Raw genomic sequence first — 15,858 nt, 5'->3', positions numbered from 1 at the left:
GGGTTGTCATTTGCGCGGGGCTTCCCTATATCACCCCTTGAGAGGTTGGCGCGGGCGAGCGCCTCGCCAACCTGGTCAGGTCCGGAAGGAAGCAGCCACAACGAGCCCCGCTTGGGTCGATGTCCAACCTCTCACTTACTCAGACCATCAGCCGTAGGAGGGCTTTTATGATTGTAGCAAAAACCCTTCGGGCAGAGCGGTTCTGAACCTTACCCCTACCTCTGCCTGAACACGTCACCGATGGATGCGCGCCTGCCATCCAGCCGGATTGCTGTACCTGAACACAGGCAGAACAATGACCATTACACTATCGGACCTTGGATGGTCCTCTCACTTTGCCGCGCAACATGCGGCCTATTCGTCTTGCACCCCCTTTCGCGTCACTGCTGTTCACCGCGATCGTCTGATCGGCGTGAATGCCGATGGCGAAACCCCACTGCTGACCCCCGGTCGACCAACCGGAGAGTTTGCGGTTGGAGACTGGGTGCTCACCGACCCTGAAAACCGCGTACAACATGTGCTGGAACGCCGAAGCCTCCTGAAACGACGCGCCGCCGGCACCGGTGCCGATGCGCAATTGATCGCCGCCAATGTCGACGTGCTGTTCATCGTCAGTTCCTGCAATGCTGATTTTAATCTGGCCCGGATGGAACGATATCTGGCTTTGGCTCATCAGGCCGGATGTTATCCGGTTGTTGTTTTGACCAAGGCAGATACCTGCGCCGATCCAAGTGACTTCGCCAAACCCGCAGAATCGCTGGCCCCGTTCTTGACTGTTCTGACCGTCAACGCGCTGGATGCCACCGAAATCGATCAGGTCCTGTCCTGGTGCCCCGCTGGACAGACCGCTGCACTCGTCGGATCATCCGGTGTCGGCAAGACGACGCTGGCGAACGCTATGACGGGTTCGACTGAGGCCACCGCCGGCATTCGCGAGGACGACGCGCGGGGCCGCCATACAACCACGTCCCGCGCGCTACATCCGATGCGAAACGGGGGATGGCTTGTGGACACGCCCGGAATGCGCGCTTTGCGCCTGCTGGATGCGCAGGATGGTGTGGATGAGGTGTTCTCGGACATTCTGGAACTTGCCGAGTCTTGCCGGTTTTCTGATTGTCAGCATCACGCCGAACCTGGTTGCGCCGTTCAGGCCGCAATCGCAGATGGCACGCTTGATGGAGAGCGCCTGGAGCGCTGGCGGAAATTGCGCCGCGAGGATCAGAGAAACTCGGAAACCGTGGCGCAATCACGCGCACGCGACAAAGCCTTTGGCAAAATGGTGCGCTCTGTGATGCACGAGAAGAAGTCGCGTAAAAGACTATAACTGCTGCTGTTTCAGGCAATCAATCGAGGCCAGACGGCCGCATTTCGGCGCGCAAACGCGCCGATGTGGCCAACCTCGGTCAAGCCGAACTCCTTCGGCGACAGCTGATGTCTGCGCGCCATAGGTCCGTATAGATCGGCAAGTCGCCAAACCGCGTTTGGAGGTACCACTTGATCATCGTCCATTGTAAATAGATCAACGGGTGTTTCCGACGCGGCCCATCTGGCGTCTGGCAGGCTTTGACCAATGTCCGGCACATAGTTCAGCGGATCGGTGCACCATTTACGCCATTGCCAGTAAACGCTTGCAGGCAAGTCTGAACCAAAACCCAGCGCCTTGCCCGGCAAGTATCCCAATGTCTTGACCAGCAATGGCGGATGACCATACCAGAACATCGTCGCCAGCGCGCGGTACGGCCACGGGTGATCAGATAACGTGACCAACCCGGAACAGACGCAGATCATTCGGTCGATCTGTTCGATATCCGGCTGTAGCGGCCCCAGCATTCCACCAACCGAATGGCCAATGCTCCACTGCTGCGCAGCCGGGAATCTGCGCCGCATTTCGGCCCGGGCCGCAGGCATGTCGATAAGGGCCCAATCGGCCATCGTAGCTTTCGAATCGCGCAGCCGCGCGGTCAGCGAATGACCGAAGTCACGATAGTCATAGGTCAAGCAGGCCATGCCCTGTTCCGCCGCCAGCCACTGCGCAAAATGTTGATAATAGTCGCGCGGCACCCCCGTGGCGCCGTGGATCACAACCGCCACGTCCGGCGTAGCAGCAGGCCTGTATAACCGCGCCGACAAGCTGGCCGAACCAGCTTCAACCTTGAAATCTTCGGTCAATACGGTCGGAGTGTTGTCCAACATAGCGCCCTCGCAAGCATCTGAACTGTTTGGTTCACCTGTTGCAATCGGCGCTTTTCGCAAATCAAAGTCAATAGATTTCCAAAGTGACCACGCGTCCGTTTCGAGCGGCAGCAAGAGCCTGCTTGACTCAAGCCACCGACAACCGCTAGCGATGACGTGATGGTTCTCGTCCTCATATTGGGGCGGGATGAAAAGGGAACACGGTGCGGTCCAGCCCGGCATTGCCGGAACGGACCAAGGCCGCGACTGCCCCCGCAACTGTAAGCGGTGAGCAATGCCGAAACACCACTGGCCGAAAGGCTGGGAAGGTCGGCAAAGCAACGACCCGCAAGTCAGGAGACCTGCCATCGAACGAAAAACCGAAACTCGGGCGGGGTGTCCGGGCAGGTCTTCAGTTTGCTGAGACACCTGTTCCACGTCCCCCGTCCATCGCGCGGAGGGCGCATTATGATCTGGAATACAACGACACACGAATTTTCTGCCACCCTGTGCCAAAGGACAGGCAAAACCTGCCCCGCACTGGCCCGAATGGCCCGCGCTATTGCCGAAGCGATGGCGACCGCAGGCCCGGTAACCTCCAGCGAATTCGAGATGGATGGCTCGAGCGAACTGACCCATTGCGGCGAGGGCTGCACGGCACGGTTTCGGGCCAGCCCAACCCGGATCAGGGTCTATTGTGGGGCAAACACGAATGACTCGGCCGACAAGCTGGATGACTACGCCGATATGATGTTTGGCTCTGATTTCGCCTCACTGCCCACCGGATTCTTGACCACTTTACCCTGCGCCATGCTTCAGGCATCGGCCCTTGCGCCGCGCCCCTCGCATCAGATCGTTCAGCAAGCCACGGCCTGATCTAGGCTCACCGATCTCACTGGACCGGCTTCATGGCCCAGGCCATCTGTTGGTCCGTTTCCACCGCACAAGGTCGGGCAGAGCGCAACCGGCTGAGTGCGTGATTCGGGACTTCGCCGCTTTCGACCATAAGTCTGAGGGCAACCATACCCGACCGCCCGCAGCCGCCCCGGCAGTGCACCAGAACACGTCCGCCATCCGACAAAACCTGTCGGGCAGATGCGCTGGCCTTGGGCCAAAGGGCTGCGATTTCCGGTGGCGGCGCTCCGAAATCTTCAACCGGCAGGTGCAGCCAGACCGCAGACCCGGATTGAATGTCCTGCCCAAAGGCACCTGCCCCGGCTTGCTGCATTTCGACCTTGGTCGTCATGGAAATCACCAGATTGGGGCTCCAATCGTGTATCGCGCTCAGATCGTCTGCATACCCACCGCCACTGCCAGGCAAAGGGGACAGCGCCAAAGTTCCCGAACCAACCCGCAGCGCGTGGATTGCAAAAACCGCCAAGACTTACGTTCCTTCTGCCAACGGCCACCCGACCCTAAAGGGGTTTATCGCGCCTACCGATACAGTCCAAACCGAAATTCCTCGCAGCCTCCTGTGGACGCGGGCGGCGCGGGTCTCTACGCTGCATTCTTGACACGAATCCGACAGAGCAGACATGACCGAAACGCCCAGCCCCGCCTATCAGGTTCTTGCGCGCAAGTACCGCCCCGAAACCTTTGCCGATCTGGTTGGACAGGACGCAATGGTGCGCACGCTGAAAAACGCGTTCGAGGCGGATCGGATTGCGCAAGCCTTCATCATGACCGGTATTCGCGGCACGGGTAAGACCACTACGGCCCGGATAATTGCCAAAGGCATGAATTGCATCGGCCCCGATGGCGACGGCAAACCAACGACCGAACCTTGCGGCCAGTGCGAGCATTGCGTGGCCATCATGGAAGGTCGCCATGTCGACGTCATGGAGATGGACGCCGCCAGCCGGACTGGCGTGAATGATATCCGCGAAATAATCGACAGCGTTCGATATCGCGCGGCGAGCGCACGCTACAAGATCTACATCATCGATGAGGTCCATATGCTCTCGACCAGTGCGTTTAACGCGCTGCTCAAGACGCTTGAGGAACCGCCCGAGCATGTGAAGTTCATTTTCGCGACGACCGAAATCCGAAAAGTCCCTGTGACGGTTCTGTCGCGCTGTCAACGGTTTGACCTGCGCCGGATCGAGCCTGAGGACATGATCGGTCTTTTGATCAAGATCGCTGCCGCCGAAGGCGCCCAGATCGCAGAGGACGCGCTGGCGCTGATCACCCGTGCGGCCGAAGGCTCGGCGCGCGACGCGACCTCGCTGCTGGATCAGGCGATCTCGCATGGGGCTGGAGAAACGAGCGCCGATCAGGTCCGCGCAATGCTTGGGCTTGCCGACCGCGGCCGGGTGCTGGACCTGATGGACATGATCCTGCGCGGCGATGCGGCAGCGGCATTGACAGAGTTGAGCGGTCAATATGCCGAAGGTGCCGATCCACTGGCTGTGCTGCGCGATCTGGCAGAAATCACCCATTGGGTATCCGTCGTCAAAATCACGCCCGATGCAGCCGAAGACCCGACCGTGTCGCCCGACGAACGGGCACGAGGGCAGCAAATGGCCGAGGCTCTGCCGATGCGCGTGTTGACGCGGATGTGGCAGATGCTGCTGAAAGCGCTCGAAGAGGTCTCTGCCGCGCCAAACGCGATGATGGCCGCAGAGATGGCCATCATTCGTTTGACCCACGTGGCTGATCTGCCCAGCCCCGAAGAGTTGATCAAACGGCTGCAGGATGCACCACCGCCCCCACCGAATGGAGGTCCAGGTGGCGGAGTGTCCGAGCCGTCTCATGCACCAGTCCAAGCCACGCCTTCATCCTATGTTTCCGCGCAACGCGGGCCTGCGGGTGCGCCAACGGCAGCTCTGGCGCAAGATATCCAAACGGCTCTGGCGCGCTATCCCACATTCGAACACGTGGTCGAACTGATCCGCACAAACCGGGACGTGAAACTACTGGTCGAAGTCGAAAACGGCGTGCGTCTTGTATCCTATCAACCTGGACGGATTGAATTCACCCCTACGGATAAGGCTCCTACGGACCTTGCGCAGAGAATGGGTTCGGCGCTGCAACGCTGGACTGGCAACCGGTGGGCCGTGTCGATCGTATCGGATGGTGACGCTGCGACAATCGCGGAAGTTAGGGATGCAGGCGAACTGGCACTAAAAGAAGAGGCGAAGCAGCATCCCTTGGTACAAGCCGTTTTGGCTCATTTTCCAAAGGCGCGGATCAAACGGATCGAAACCCCGGAACAACGCGCGGCAAAGGTTGAAACCGAAGCCCTGCCCGAGGTCGAAGACGAATGGGATCCGTTCGAAGAAGACTGAACCGCACCCGTTCCGCAACCCGAAATCCTCCAGCGACCGCCACGGGCGCTCAGCTTGCGCCGATCACCCTAGGCAGCCTTGGGCCCGGCAGCGCGGGCAGAGTGCGCGCTGCCGGGCCCAACGGGAGGAAAGGTCTTGCCAAAGACCTTGACGATCGGCGGGAGAACCTCTCCCCTTGTACCATGCCGACAGCCCTCGTATTTAGGCGACAAACCGATTTGCAGGAGAAAAGCAATGCTCAAAGGACTCGGCGGTCTGGGCGATATGGCCAAGATGATGAAATCCGCGCAAGATTTGCAGACCAAGATGACCGACATGCAGGAAGAACTGAACAACATCATGGTTGTCGGCGAATCCGGTGCAGGTCTGGTCAAAGCCACCGCCACGGCAAAAGGCGAGCTGAAAGGTCTGGATATCGACCCGTCGATCTTTAACGGCGACGACAAAGAAGTGGTCGAAGATCTGATTCTGGCCGCCATCAAGGACGCGCAGACCAAAGCGACCGAACGCTCGCAGGAAGAAATGGCAAAGCTGACCGAAAGCATGGGTTTGCCGAAAGACATCAAGCTGCCGTTCTGATAGAAACTCCTGACGACCCAAAGGCCGGGCGCTCAAGCCCGGCCCTTTTGCAGGAGCACGCGCAGTGAGTTCGAACAGCGACATCGACAATCTGATCGACCTGATGGCCAAGTTGCCGGGCCTCGGCCCCCGCTCGGCCCGCCGCGCCGTACTGCACCTGATCCGCAAACGCGCCCTGCTGCTGACACCCCTGTCGGACGCAATGCAGCAGGTTGCCGTCACCGCCCGCGAATGCCTGAACTGCGGCAACGTCGGCACCACCGATATCTGCGACATCTGCGACAGCGAGGCCCGCGCGACCGGAGAGCTGTGCGTGGTCGAGGACGTCGCCGACCTCTGGGCGATGGAGCGGGCCGGTGTTTTCAAAGGCCGCTATCACGTTCTGGGTGGGACTTTGTCGGCGCTGGACGGAGTCGGACCGGACGAACTGCGCATCCCTCGCCTGAAAGATCGTGTGACAGCCGAGGGGATCACCGAGATCATCCTCGCCCTGAACGCCACCGTCGATGGCCAAACCACCGCCCACTACATCGCCGACCAACTGGAGGGGCAGGTCCGCCTTACCTCACTGGCCCAGGGTGTGCCGATCGGCGGAGAGCTGGATTATCTGGATGACGGGACGATTACGGCAGCGTTGAGGGCAAGAAAAGAGCTCTGAGCATTGCAATACGACAACAACGGGAACGCTTCCGCCTCTTCCGGTTGCACACCAGTCTCTCTTCTATTTGTTAGGTGTAAGCGCCCGACGAATAGGTCAATTCATAAGAATGACTGTAAATCTCGAAGACGATGCCAAAAGGGTCTTCAACGTAGACCATACGATAGGGTTTCTCTCCGGGATAATAGTATCGGATCGGCATCCGTTGTTTGCCGCCCGCTGCCACGATTTTTTCTACCAGACCTTCGACATCCGGGTCCTGGACGCAAAAATGGAACGTACCATTCTGCCGAAAGTCGATATTGTTTTCCGGTACATAATTCCCGTGAAACTCGAAAAGTTCGAACCCGATGCGATCAGCCGTCGCGAGATGCGCAATACGTAGTTTTTTCCATTCCGGACCAAACACATCAGTGCACATGACACCGATATCCGTATCATCCTCTACCACGTCCGTTGGCGGCATGATTACGTAAAAGCCGAGGATTTCGGAATAGAACTTTACAGCCTCGTCAACGTTTGGGACGGACAATCCGATGTGAGAGAATGTTCTTGGATGTTGCGGCATGGCTCGCTCCTTAATTTATGGAGCGAAAACTATTGTGCCACAGCCGAGTTTCAAGCGCCTGCCCGGCGAGGCATAGCCGGGTTCCGCCATGCACATAGGTCCCCTTTCGCGACCACATCAGCCGAGAATGGTCTTTGCCTCCTGCACGCGGCGTGTACTATGGCTGTGACCTTATCCATTTGAATTTGGGAACAGTTATGAAACGCCTTTTTGCAATCACGTTTGCCGCCTTTACAGCCACTGCCGCTTTTTCGCAGGAGCTCATCGACAAGGGCTTTGTCGAAGGCTGGAACATCATGATGGACCCTGCGCTTGGCAACGGGTGCCTGATCCAGACGGTGTATCAGGACCTCTCGGTGGTGCGGTTGGGCTATGATGCGCTGGACGATCGCGGGTATTTCGCCGTCTACAACAAGGCCTGGGGCGATATTAAACAGGGTGAGAGTTACCCGATCCGGTTCGATCTGGACGGCAAGAGTTATGATGCAACAGCGATTGGCTTCAATCGGCGCGATGTGCCGGGGGCAACGGTGTTCTTTACCGACCGCAGCTTCGTTAACGCGATTGCGCAGAATAAGACCATGACGGTCTACAACCCCGCCGGTGAGACGGTGATGGCAATCGATCTTAAAGGCACGGCCAAAGCGCTGGAGTATGCACGCGAGTGCCAGAACAAGAAACTCTAACGAATCGGATCGAACAGCGCGTCTTTGGCCGTACAATCGCGGAGCACGTCTCGGCCACAGGGGACAGGTTCAAGGCCGCGCGACAGGCACAGGCGCACTTCCTCGATATAGCCCTGCTTGCACGTGACGGTAATCATGTCTCGCTCAAGTCCCGGGTTGGCTTTCAAAAAGGCTTCCTCGACGACCGATGCGGGTAATTTGACCGAAGCGTCCAGCCTGCGGAACACCTGAGGGCGCTCGACGCCCTCATACGCCTGCCGGGACAGCGCGTAATAGTCGGGCGCACTGAGGCCCGAACAGGTTCCGTGCTTCTTCCATTGGTGCCACGCCAATCCGGAACTGCCCTGAATATCGGTCATTTCGCGCGTCATGCGACGCGTTGGCGGTGCTTCAGATGTTCGGCAAAACGCGGGCCAGCCCTGATGATACTGAGGCCACAACCCATGCAAAATCCACCCGTGGTCATGGCGCGCATCGCATTGGTCCGACCCGCGCGCGTCGCCTTCGCGGGCGCACCAGTTGGGCGACCAGCTGAGTGACAAAACGTAATAGTCGAACTCACCCGCCTTTTCGCCATCAGCAAGCGCTGCAACGGCGCTCAGAATCCACAGTATCACCCAGCGCATTCGCCTCTTCCCTTCTTGCCTTTGCGCGACTATATAGACCGCAAGTTCCCCGACAACGGAAACCTGCCCCAAGACAACGGGGCCGCCGAATTCCGGCGACGGGATAGATGTATTTATAGGAGACGGGCTGATGGCAAAACCGCTTATGGCCAAGGCAACAGCCGTATGGCTGGTGGACAACACCACGATCAGCTTCAAGCAGATCGCGGATTTCGTGGGCATGCACGAGTTGGAAGTGCAAGGCATCGCCGACGGCGATGTGGCCGCTGGCGTCAAAGGGTTCGACCCGATTGCCAATAACCAGCTGACTCAGGAAGAGATCGATGCCGCGCAGGGCAACCCGCTGCACAAGCTGAAGCTCAAGTTCAACCCGGCCGCGACCGGCGAGGAAAAGCGGCGTGGTCCACGGTATACCCCGCTGTCGAAACGTCAGGACCGCCCGAACTCGATCCTGTGGCTGGTCAAATTCCACCCGGAACTCAGCGACGGTCAGATTGCCAAGCTGGTGGGCACCACCAAGCCAACTATCCAGTCGATCCGCGAGCGCACCCACTGGAACATCTCCAACATGCAGCCAATCGATCCGGTTGCGCTGGGCCTGTGCAAACAGTCCGAGTTGGACGCCATCGTTCAGAAGGCGGCAGCCAAGAAAGCAGCCGAAGGCGGCGTCATGAGCGATGACGAGCGCCGCAAGCTGGTTTCGACCGAGCAGTCGCTGGAGATGGACGCAGCACCCAAGATCCCGACGGCCATTGAAGGTCTGGAAACCTTCTCGTTGTCCGACGAGCCTGCGGATGAGAGAGAAGACGAGCCGGTCATCGATGCAGACAGCTTCTTCAACCTGCCTAAAGGCGGTGCTGAGGACGAAGACGAAGACGATCTGCGCCCCTAAGGCATAGACAGCCCCGGCCTGAACGAACCGGGGCTTTTTCATGAGAAGACCATGCTGAACGTCCTATCCACACTGTTTGGACCGCATCGCGCCGTTTCGATCTATGCCTTCGTAAAGACCTGGGGCCTACCTCTGATAGGCGGCGTCGGCCTGATCGCTATTGCAACTGGATTGCTGATCTTCAGCGACAGCGGAGAGCACGAGCACCAAGCCTTCATGACGGTCGATGTCCTGTCAGCCACGCCGATAAATGGTGACCTCAAGAACGGTGTAATCGCGTCGGTCCGGTTGCCGGACGGGTCCGCGACTTCGGTGACTTCGACTGAGGCACCAATTTCGCAATCGGTTGGTACAACAGCCTGTATCGAAAAGCGTGTCTACGTGGACAGTGGCGAAGCGCGATATCGGTTCAAACTGCCGCGCTACTGCGAAACCAGTTAAGGAAAACCGCCCGGCTTCAACACCGGGCGGTTTCCAGTTCAGACCATCTGGAACAGGATGCCTGCGATGATGGCTCCGGTAATCCCAAGCCCCAGATAGGTCGCGAAGACCCGCGGCTTCACCAGCGACCAGACGGCTGCCATCGCTGGGATCGAACTGACTGCGCCGGCGACCATGAAGGACATAGCGGCACCTGCGCTCATCCCCTGTTCGGTCAAGCCTGCCAGCAAAGGCGGTGCGACGTAGGAGTTCAGGTAGGCGGGCATCCCGACCAGTGCCGCGATGACAATGGGCACGACACCTTCGCCGCCAACAACGCGCGCGATCAGATCGGCGGGGACGTAGCTGACCAGCAGCGCCTCGAGCACGTAGGCCAGCGCCAGCCATTTCAGCAGGAACAGGCCGTTATGGACGAACTCGGACCGGAACCGCTGACGGCGTTCGGGTTCCTGCCAGAACTTCCAGACCGCTTTGCCGTCCTGTTTGGGACCGCAACCGCATCCAGCCGGTTTGTATTCGCGCAATGGCTGGGCAAAAGCACCGCTCCGCATCAAAGCGCGAACAACAAAGCCGCCGAACAGACCCAGCGCAACAGCAGCGATGGCTTTACCGATTGCAAACGGCCAACCCAAGGCGCCCGCAGTGATCAGCAGCGTCGGTGGGTCGATCAGGGGTGAGCTGAGCCAGAACGCCATGACGGCAGACAGCGGCGCGCCAAGCGCCAGCAATCCGGCAATAAACGGTATGACTTCGCAGGAACAGAACGGGGCGAGCCCTCCAAAAACGGCTGCCAGAAAGATCATCCGCGTCTCGCGCCCTTCGAATGCACGGGCCACCATCACCTCGGCACCTGTCGCCTTGAGGTAGGATAGCAAAAGGACGGCAAACAGAATGTATTGGCCGGTATGGGCAAGCGCCTTACCGGCAAAGGTAACGACCTCTCCCCAGTTGCCGGGGTCGAGAACGGCGACAAGGGCCAGAATGACCACAATCACCGCCCAAGGGGTTTTGATCAGGCCAACGGCCACCTTTGCCGGCGCCCTTGGGTTTTGTGTCAGCTCAGCCATCGTTCGCGGCCTTTCCGATTTCGTCCGCGCAGCATTCGCTGAGGATGAATTGGGCAAGGGATCTCAACTCGTCGTAATTCGCGCGATTGATGGTGGCGCGTCCGATTTTCTCTTGCTCGACGACGCCACCGGCGGCCAGGAACCGCAGGTGATGGGCCAAGGTCGACGGCGCGATACCGGTGCGGTTCTGGATTTCACCCACGGTCAATCCCGCCTGCCCGGCCCTTACCAGTGTTTTCAGAACCTTTAGCCGGGCCTCAGAGCCCATGGCCGAAAAGCCTGCTGCAGCTGTTTCCCACATCCGCTTACTCCATTAAACTAGATTTCTAGTTATTTAGGTGAGTCGTGTTTTCAGGTCAACAGCTTTGTTCACGAAATATCGAACTGCGATTAAGTCCAGATTGCTCTCAATTTAAGTCCACCCTATAAGGCCCTATGGGAATATCGGTCGACACATTCTTTCTTGAGCTGAACGGACAAGGCACGCTGCAGGCACAGATCCAGCAGATGATCGCCGAAGGTATTTTATCTGGCCGGTTCCACATTGGGGAAAAGCTGCCCTCGTCCCGCAAACTGGCGGCGCATCTGGGCGTCAGCCGCATCACAGTTACGCTGGCTTATACAGAATTGTTGGCCAATGATTACCTGACGGCCAAAGGGCGATCGGGGTATTTCGTTTCGCAAAATGCGCCCGTTCCACCGAAATACTCTCCGGTTCAGAAAGGAAACGAAAACGTCGACTGGGGCACGGCTCTGGCGCGCAAGTTTTCGGACGGCGACGTTCTTTCCAAACCCAGCAACTGGCGCGAATATCGATACCCGTTCATCTACGGTCAGGCGGACCGCAAGCTGTTCGACCACGCAAACTGGCGTTTATGTGCAGTCCGTGCGCTCGGCCACAAGGATTTCGCCTCACTGACCGGCGATTACGTTGATCAGGACGATCCCCTGCTGATCGAGTTCATTGCCCGCCACACACTGCCGCGCCGGGGAATCGCCGCACGCCCGGAAGAGATTCTGATCACAATGGGGGCGCAGAACGCCCTGTGGCTCGCATCGCGAATCCTGCTGAACCGCAATCGCACGGCCGTGATCGAAGACCCCAGCTACTACGCGTTGCGGGATCTGCTGAATCACTCCGACTGCAAAGTGTCTCCGCTCGCCGTTGACCGGGACGGCCTGCCGCCCGATGCGCTGCCGGAAGAAACCGACGTCATCTTCACGACGCCCAGTCACCAAAGCCCAACCACCGCAACCATGCCCATCGAGCGCCGGCGCGAGCTGTTGAGACGCGCGCGGGAACTGGACGCTATGGTGGTCGAAGACGATTACGAATTCGAATTGGCTTTTCTGGGCGCTCCCTCTCCTGCTTTAAAATCGATGGATCGGGACGGGCGGGTGATTTACGTGGGCAGTTTTTCCAAGTCTCTGTTTCCCGGATTGCGCCTTGGCTACATTGTCGGGTCCGAGCCCTTTATCCGCGAGGCACGCGCCCTGCGCTCGCTGGTCCTGCGCCACCCGCCGGGCCACATCCAGCGCACCGCGGCCTACTTCCTTTCACTGGGTCACTACGATGCCCAGATTCGGCGCATGTCAAAAACGCTGGCGCGGCGGCGCGAGGCACTGGACGCGGCCGTCGAACAGCATGGATTAACTGTTTCAGGACGGGGCATTATGGGTGGGTCATCGCTGTGGATGTCAGCGCCCGAGCATGTGGATACCACAATTCTGTCCAGATCATTGCAAAGCCAAGGTGTGCACATTGAACCGGGTGCCCCTTTCTTTGCCCGGCATGACCGTCCACGCAACTATTATCGCCTTGGATACTCGTCCATCGGACAGGACCAGATTGCACCGGGCGTGAAACTGATCGCGGACGCAATCCGGACTGCCTAGCGCAGTACTGGACCTATTCCGCCCAACGTTCTGGCCCTAACGCCAGTTCGCCCCTTGCGCCAAAACCCTATGCAAAGGCGGGCATTGTGCCTGCCCCTTTCTTCAATTGTGCGGAGAACACTCAGATGAAAATGACCACTGAAGAGGCCTTTGTTAAGGTTCTGCAAATGCACGGTATCGAACATGCGTTCGGTATCATCGGCTCGGCTATGATGCCAATTTCGGACCTGTTCCCGAAAGCTGGAATCAAATTCTGGGACTGCGCCCACGAAGGTTCGGGCGGCATGATGGCTGACGGCTACACCCGCGCAACCGGCAAAATGTCGATGATGATCGCGCAAAACGGCCCCGGCATCACCAACTTCGTCACCGCCGTAAAAACCGCATACTGGAACCACACTCCGGTACTGCTGGTCACTCCGCAGGCGGCCAACAAAACCATTGGTCAGGGCGGCTTCCAGGAGATGGAGCAGATGCGCATGTTCGCAGACTGCGTTGCCTACCAGGAAGAAGTACGCGATCCCTCGCGTGTTGCCGAAGTTCTGAACCGCGTGATCATGAACGCCAAGCGCGCCAGCGCGCCGGCTCAGCTGAACATCCCGCGTGACATGTGGACTCAGGTCATCGACATCGAACTGCCCAAGATCGTTGAATTCGAGCGTCCTTCGGGTGGCGAAGATGCGGTTGCTGCGGCTGCCGAAATGCTGTCCAACGCTAAGAATCCGGTCATCCTGAACGGTGCTGGTGTTGTTCTGGCCGAAGGTGGTATCGAAGCTTCGAAAGCCCTGGCCGAGCGTCTGGATGCACCGGTCTGCGTTGGCTACCAGCACAACGACGCCTTCCCCGGTTCGCACCCGCTGTTCGCTGGCCCGCTGGGCTATAACGGCTCGAAAGCCGGTATGGAGCTGATCTCGGAAGCGGACGTTGTTCTGGCTCTGGGCACCCGTCTGAACCCGTTCTCGACCCTGCCCGGCTATGGCATCAACTACTGGCCCGCAAACGCGAAGATCATTCAGGTCGACATCAACCCTGACCGCATTGGTCTGACCAAAGACGTCAGCGTTGGCATCATCGGCGACGCCGCCAAAGTGGCCAATGGCATCTTGTCCCGCCTGAGCGACACCGCCGGTGACGAAGGCCGTCAGGAGCGTAAGGACCGCATCGCCCAGAAGAAATCCGCATGGGCGCAGGAACTGACCTCGATGACCCACGAGGACGACGATCCGGGCACCACCTGGAACGAGCGTGCACGTGCAGCCAAGCCTGACTGGATGAGCCCCCGCATGGCATGGCGCGCAATCCAGGCCGCGCTGCCGAAAGAGGCGATCATCTCGTCCGACATCGGCAACAACTGCGCCATCGGTAACGCGTACCCGTCCTTCGAAGAAGGCCGCAAGTACCTGGCACCTGGCCTGTTCGGCCCCTGTGGTTATGGTCTGCCTGCCATCGTTGGCGCGAAAATCGGCCAGCCGAACGTTCCGGTAGTCGGCTTCGCAGGTGACGGTGCATTCGGTATCGCTGTGAACGAACTGACCGCGATTGGCCGCTCGGAATGGCCGGCCGTGACACAGATCGTCTTCCGCAACTACCAGTGGGGCGCGGAAAAGCGTAACTCGACCCTGTGGTTTGACGACAACTTCGTCGGCACCGAGCTGGACACTCAGGTTTCCTATGCAGGTATCGCCAAAGCTTGTGGCCTGAAGGGCGTCGTTGCACGCACTCAGGAAGAGCTGACCGCGGCTCTGAACCAGGCGATCGAAGACCAGAAGAACGGCACCACCACCCTGATCGAAGCTCTGATCAACCAGGAACTGGGTGAACCCTTCCGCCGTGACGCCATGAAGAAGCCTGTCGCTGTTGCCGGCGTTTCTGACGCAGACATGACGCCTCAGGCCGGAGCATAAGCGCGTGAAGCCACTGCGCACAATCCTCGGAGCTGCCAGCAGCTCCGACAAGATCATCGCCCTCGCCGAGGGCGATGATCCACGTGTTGTTGAAGGTGCTTTGAAAGCCCGCAAGGAAGGTGTCGCGCGCATCATCTTGGTTGGCGACAAAGCCAAAGTCACTGCCCTGCTGGCCGAACAGGATGGTCAGGATGTCGACGGCATCGAAATCCACGACCCGTCTGACTCCGCCCATGCCGAAGCCTTTGCAGCCGAGCTTTACGAGCGGCGCAAGCACAAGGGCATGACGCCTGAAAAGGCCGCTGAAGAAATCAAACACCGCCTGAACTATGCTGCGATGCTGGTTCACATGGGCATTGCTGACGGTACCGTCGGCGGAGCTGTTGAAACCACGTCGGCCACGGTACGCGCCGCTTTGCAGATCATCGGCAAAGCGCCTGCTTCGGCCATGGTGTCCAGCTTTTTCCTGATGCTCTACTGCCGCGATCACCATTCGGTGCGGGGCGCGCATATCTTCGCTGATTGTGGTCTGGTCGTTGATCCGAACGAACAGGAACTGGCCGAGATCGCGCGGGCATCCGCGGCGTCCTACCATGCGTTGACGCAAGAGACCCCCCGCGTTGCGATGCTGTCCTTTTCGACAAAAGGCAGCGCTAATCACCCGAAAGTCACCAAAGTCACCGATGCGCTTGAGATCGCGAAGAAAGCCGATCCTGACCTGCTCATTGATGGCGACCTTCAATTTGACGCCGCCTTCGTCCCCGAAGTAGCTGCCAAAAAGGCCAAGGGTTCTCCACTGCGCGGAGAGGCAAACGTATTCGTGTTCCCCAATCTGGATGCCGGCAATCTGGGCTACAAGATCGCCCAACGTATCGGCGGAGCCGAAGCAATAGGCCCGATCCTTCAGGGTTTGGCAAAACCGGCCAACGACCTGTCGCGCGGATGTTCCGCTGAGGATGTCCTGCACATGATCGCCGTGACTGCCGTACAAGCCGAACATAACAACGCCCAATCCGAGAGTTAACAAACCAAGCAAAGCACTGGTCCAAATTCCATCCTGCTAACGCCAGGTAAACGCACCG

Annotated in this window: 17 protein-coding genes, 1 other RNA gene and 1 riboswitch; of the genes, 12 read left to right on the top strand and 6 right to left on the bottom strand. The window is 58.9% G+C overall.

Features of this window, described 5'->3' with window-relative positions:
• Positions 1 to 38: 38 nt before the first annotated feature.
• An RNA gene (gene ffs, locus ACR0AA_RS17535) (signal recognition particle sRNA small type) lies at positions 39 to 137 on the top strand.
• A 158-nt stretch (positions 138 to 295) separates the two neighbouring features.
• Positions 296 to 1,324: a ribosome small subunit-dependent GTPase A gene (gene rsgA / locus ACR0AA_RS17530; RefSeq protein WP_480665214.1), complete on the top strand. Its 1,029-nt coding sequence runs from the start codon at positions 296 to 298 to the stop codon at positions 1,322 to 1,324.
• A gap of 11 nt (positions 1,325 to 1,335) precedes the next feature.
• Here the strand turns inward: rsgA and ACR0AA_RS17525 are convergent, their stop codons facing one another.
• Positions 1,336 to 2,193, bottom strand: a complete 858-nt coding sequence (locus ACR0AA_RS17525) for an alpha/beta hydrolase family protein (RefSeq protein ID WP_480665213.1) — start codon at positions 2,191 to 2,193, stop codon at positions 1,336 to 1,338.
• 143 nt (positions 2,194 to 2,336) lie between these two features.
• A riboswitch (cobalamin riboswitch) is annotated at positions 2,337 to 2,556 on the top strand.
• 84 nt (positions 2,557 to 2,640) lie between these two features.
• Here ACR0AA_RS17525 and ACR0AA_RS17520 point away from each other — a divergent pair.
• Positions 2,641 to 3,048, top strand: coding sequence for a hypothetical protein (locus ACR0AA_RS17520; protein ID WP_480665212.1), 408 nt, complete (start codon positions 2,641 to 2,643; stop codon positions 3,046 to 3,048).
• Between the two features lie 16 nt (positions 3,049 to 3,064).
• Here ACR0AA_RS17520 and ACR0AA_RS17515 read toward each other — a convergent pair whose 3' ends face one another.
• Complete coding sequence (locus ACR0AA_RS17515; protein ID WP_480665211.1) at positions 3,065 to 3,553, bottom strand: protein-tyrosine phosphatase family protein; 489 nt, start codon at positions 3,551 to 3,553, stop codon at positions 3,065 to 3,067.
• A gap of 154 nt (positions 3,554 to 3,707) precedes the next feature.
• On the opposite strand from ACR0AA_RS17515, the gene ACR0AA_RS17510 reads away from it, so the two are divergent.
• The 3 genes from ACR0AA_RS17510 (at position 3,708) to recR (ending at position 6,696) form a co-directional block, all read left to right on the top strand.
• A complete protein-coding gene (locus tag ACR0AA_RS17510) occupies positions 3,708 to 5,459 on the top strand; it encodes a DNA polymerase III subunit gamma/tau (protein ID WP_480665210.1) in 1,752 nt (583 codons plus the stop codon).
• Between the two features lie 234 nt (positions 5,460 to 5,693).
• A complete protein-coding gene (locus ACR0AA_RS17505) occupies positions 5,694 to 6,038 on the top strand; it encodes a YbaB/EbfC family nucleoid-associated protein (RefSeq protein WP_480665209.1) in 345 nt (114 codons plus the stop codon).
• 64 nt (positions 6,039 to 6,102) lie between these two features.
• Positions 6,103 to 6,696, top strand: a complete 594-nt coding sequence (gene recR, locus ACR0AA_RS17500; RefSeq protein WP_480595491.1) for a recombination mediator RecR — start codon at positions 6,103 to 6,105, stop codon at positions 6,694 to 6,696.
• A 70-nt stretch (positions 6,697 to 6,766) separates the two neighbouring features.
• Here recR and ACR0AA_RS17495 read toward each other — a convergent pair whose 3' ends face one another.
• Positions 6,767 to 7,264: a lactoylglutathione lyase family protein gene (locus ACR0AA_RS17495; protein WP_480665208.1), complete on the bottom strand. Its 498-nt coding sequence runs from the start codon at positions 7,262 to 7,264 to the stop codon at positions 6,767 to 6,769.
• A 197-nt stretch (positions 7,265 to 7,461) separates the two neighbouring features.
• Between ACR0AA_RS17495 and ACR0AA_RS17490 the strand changes: the two genes are divergently transcribed.
• A complete protein-coding gene (locus ACR0AA_RS17490; RefSeq protein ID WP_480665207.1) occupies positions 7,462 to 7,950 on the top strand; it encodes a hypothetical protein in 489 nt (162 codons plus the stop codon).
• Here ACR0AA_RS17490 and ACR0AA_RS17485 read toward each other — a convergent pair.
• Positions 7,947 to 8,576, bottom strand: coding sequence for a ribonuclease T2 family protein (locus ACR0AA_RS17485; RefSeq protein WP_480665206.1), 630 nt, complete (start codon positions 8,574 to 8,576; stop codon positions 7,947 to 7,949). The genes ACR0AA_RS17490 and ACR0AA_RS17485 overlap by 4 nt on opposite strands.
• A 130-nt stretch (positions 8,577 to 8,706) precedes the next feature.
• Between ACR0AA_RS17485 and ACR0AA_RS17480 the strand changes: the two genes are divergently transcribed.
• A complete protein-coding gene (locus ACR0AA_RS17480) occupies positions 8,707 to 9,468 on the top strand; it encodes a DUF1013 domain-containing protein (RefSeq protein ID WP_480665205.1) in 762 nt (253 codons plus the stop codon).
• A gap of 51 nt (positions 9,469 to 9,519) precedes the next feature.
• Entirely contained in the window at positions 9,520 to 9,909 is a 390-nt protein-coding gene (locus tag ACR0AA_RS17475) for a hypothetical protein (RefSeq protein WP_480665204.1), read from the top strand.
• A 38-nt stretch (positions 9,910 to 9,947) separates the two neighbouring features.
• Here the strand turns inward: ACR0AA_RS17475 and ACR0AA_RS17470 are convergent, their stop codons facing one another.
• Positions 9,948 to 10,976 carry a permease gene (locus tag ACR0AA_RS17470; RefSeq protein ID WP_480665203.1) on the bottom strand — a complete coding sequence of 343 codons (1,029 nt, stop codon included), beginning with the start codon at positions 10,974 to 10,976 and terminating at the stop codon, positions 9,948 to 9,950.
• Positions 10,969 to 11,277: an ArsR/SmtB family transcription factor gene (locus ACR0AA_RS17465; protein WP_480665202.1), complete on the bottom strand. Its 309-nt coding sequence runs from the start codon at positions 11,275 to 11,277 to the stop codon at positions 10,969 to 10,971. The genes ACR0AA_RS17470 and ACR0AA_RS17465 overlap by 8 nt, the downstream gene beginning before the upstream one ends.
• Positions 11,278 to 11,411: 134 nt before the next feature.
• Here ACR0AA_RS17465 and pdxR point away from each other — a divergent pair, with 134 nt between their 5' ends.
• From pdxR to pta, 3 genes are all read left to right on the top strand, one after another.
• Positions 11,412 to 12,872 (top strand): MocR-like pyridoxine biosynthesis transcription factor PdxR, encoded by a 1,461-nt coding sequence (gene pdxR, locus ACR0AA_RS17460; protein ID WP_480665201.1) that lies wholly within the window; start codon positions 11,412 to 11,414, stop codon positions 12,870 to 12,872.
• 125 nt (positions 12,873 to 12,997) lie between these two features.
• A complete protein-coding gene (xsc, locus tag ACR0AA_RS17455; RefSeq protein ID WP_480665200.1) occupies positions 12,998 to 14,776 on the top strand; it encodes a sulfoacetaldehyde acetyltransferase in 1,779 nt (592 codons plus the stop codon).
• A gap of 4 nt (positions 14,777 to 14,780) precedes the next feature.
• Entirely contained in the window at positions 14,781 to 15,800 is a 1,020-nt protein-coding gene (gene pta / locus ACR0AA_RS17450; protein WP_480756511.1) for a phosphate acetyltransferase, read from the top strand.
• Positions 15,801 to 15,858: the final 58 nt, after the last annotated feature.

The organism is Ruegeria sp. CE8 (assembly GCF_056537465.1).
The sequence above is the reverse complement of the archived record's forward strand: the minus strand, read 5'-3'. Positions and strand labels throughout refer to the sequence as shown.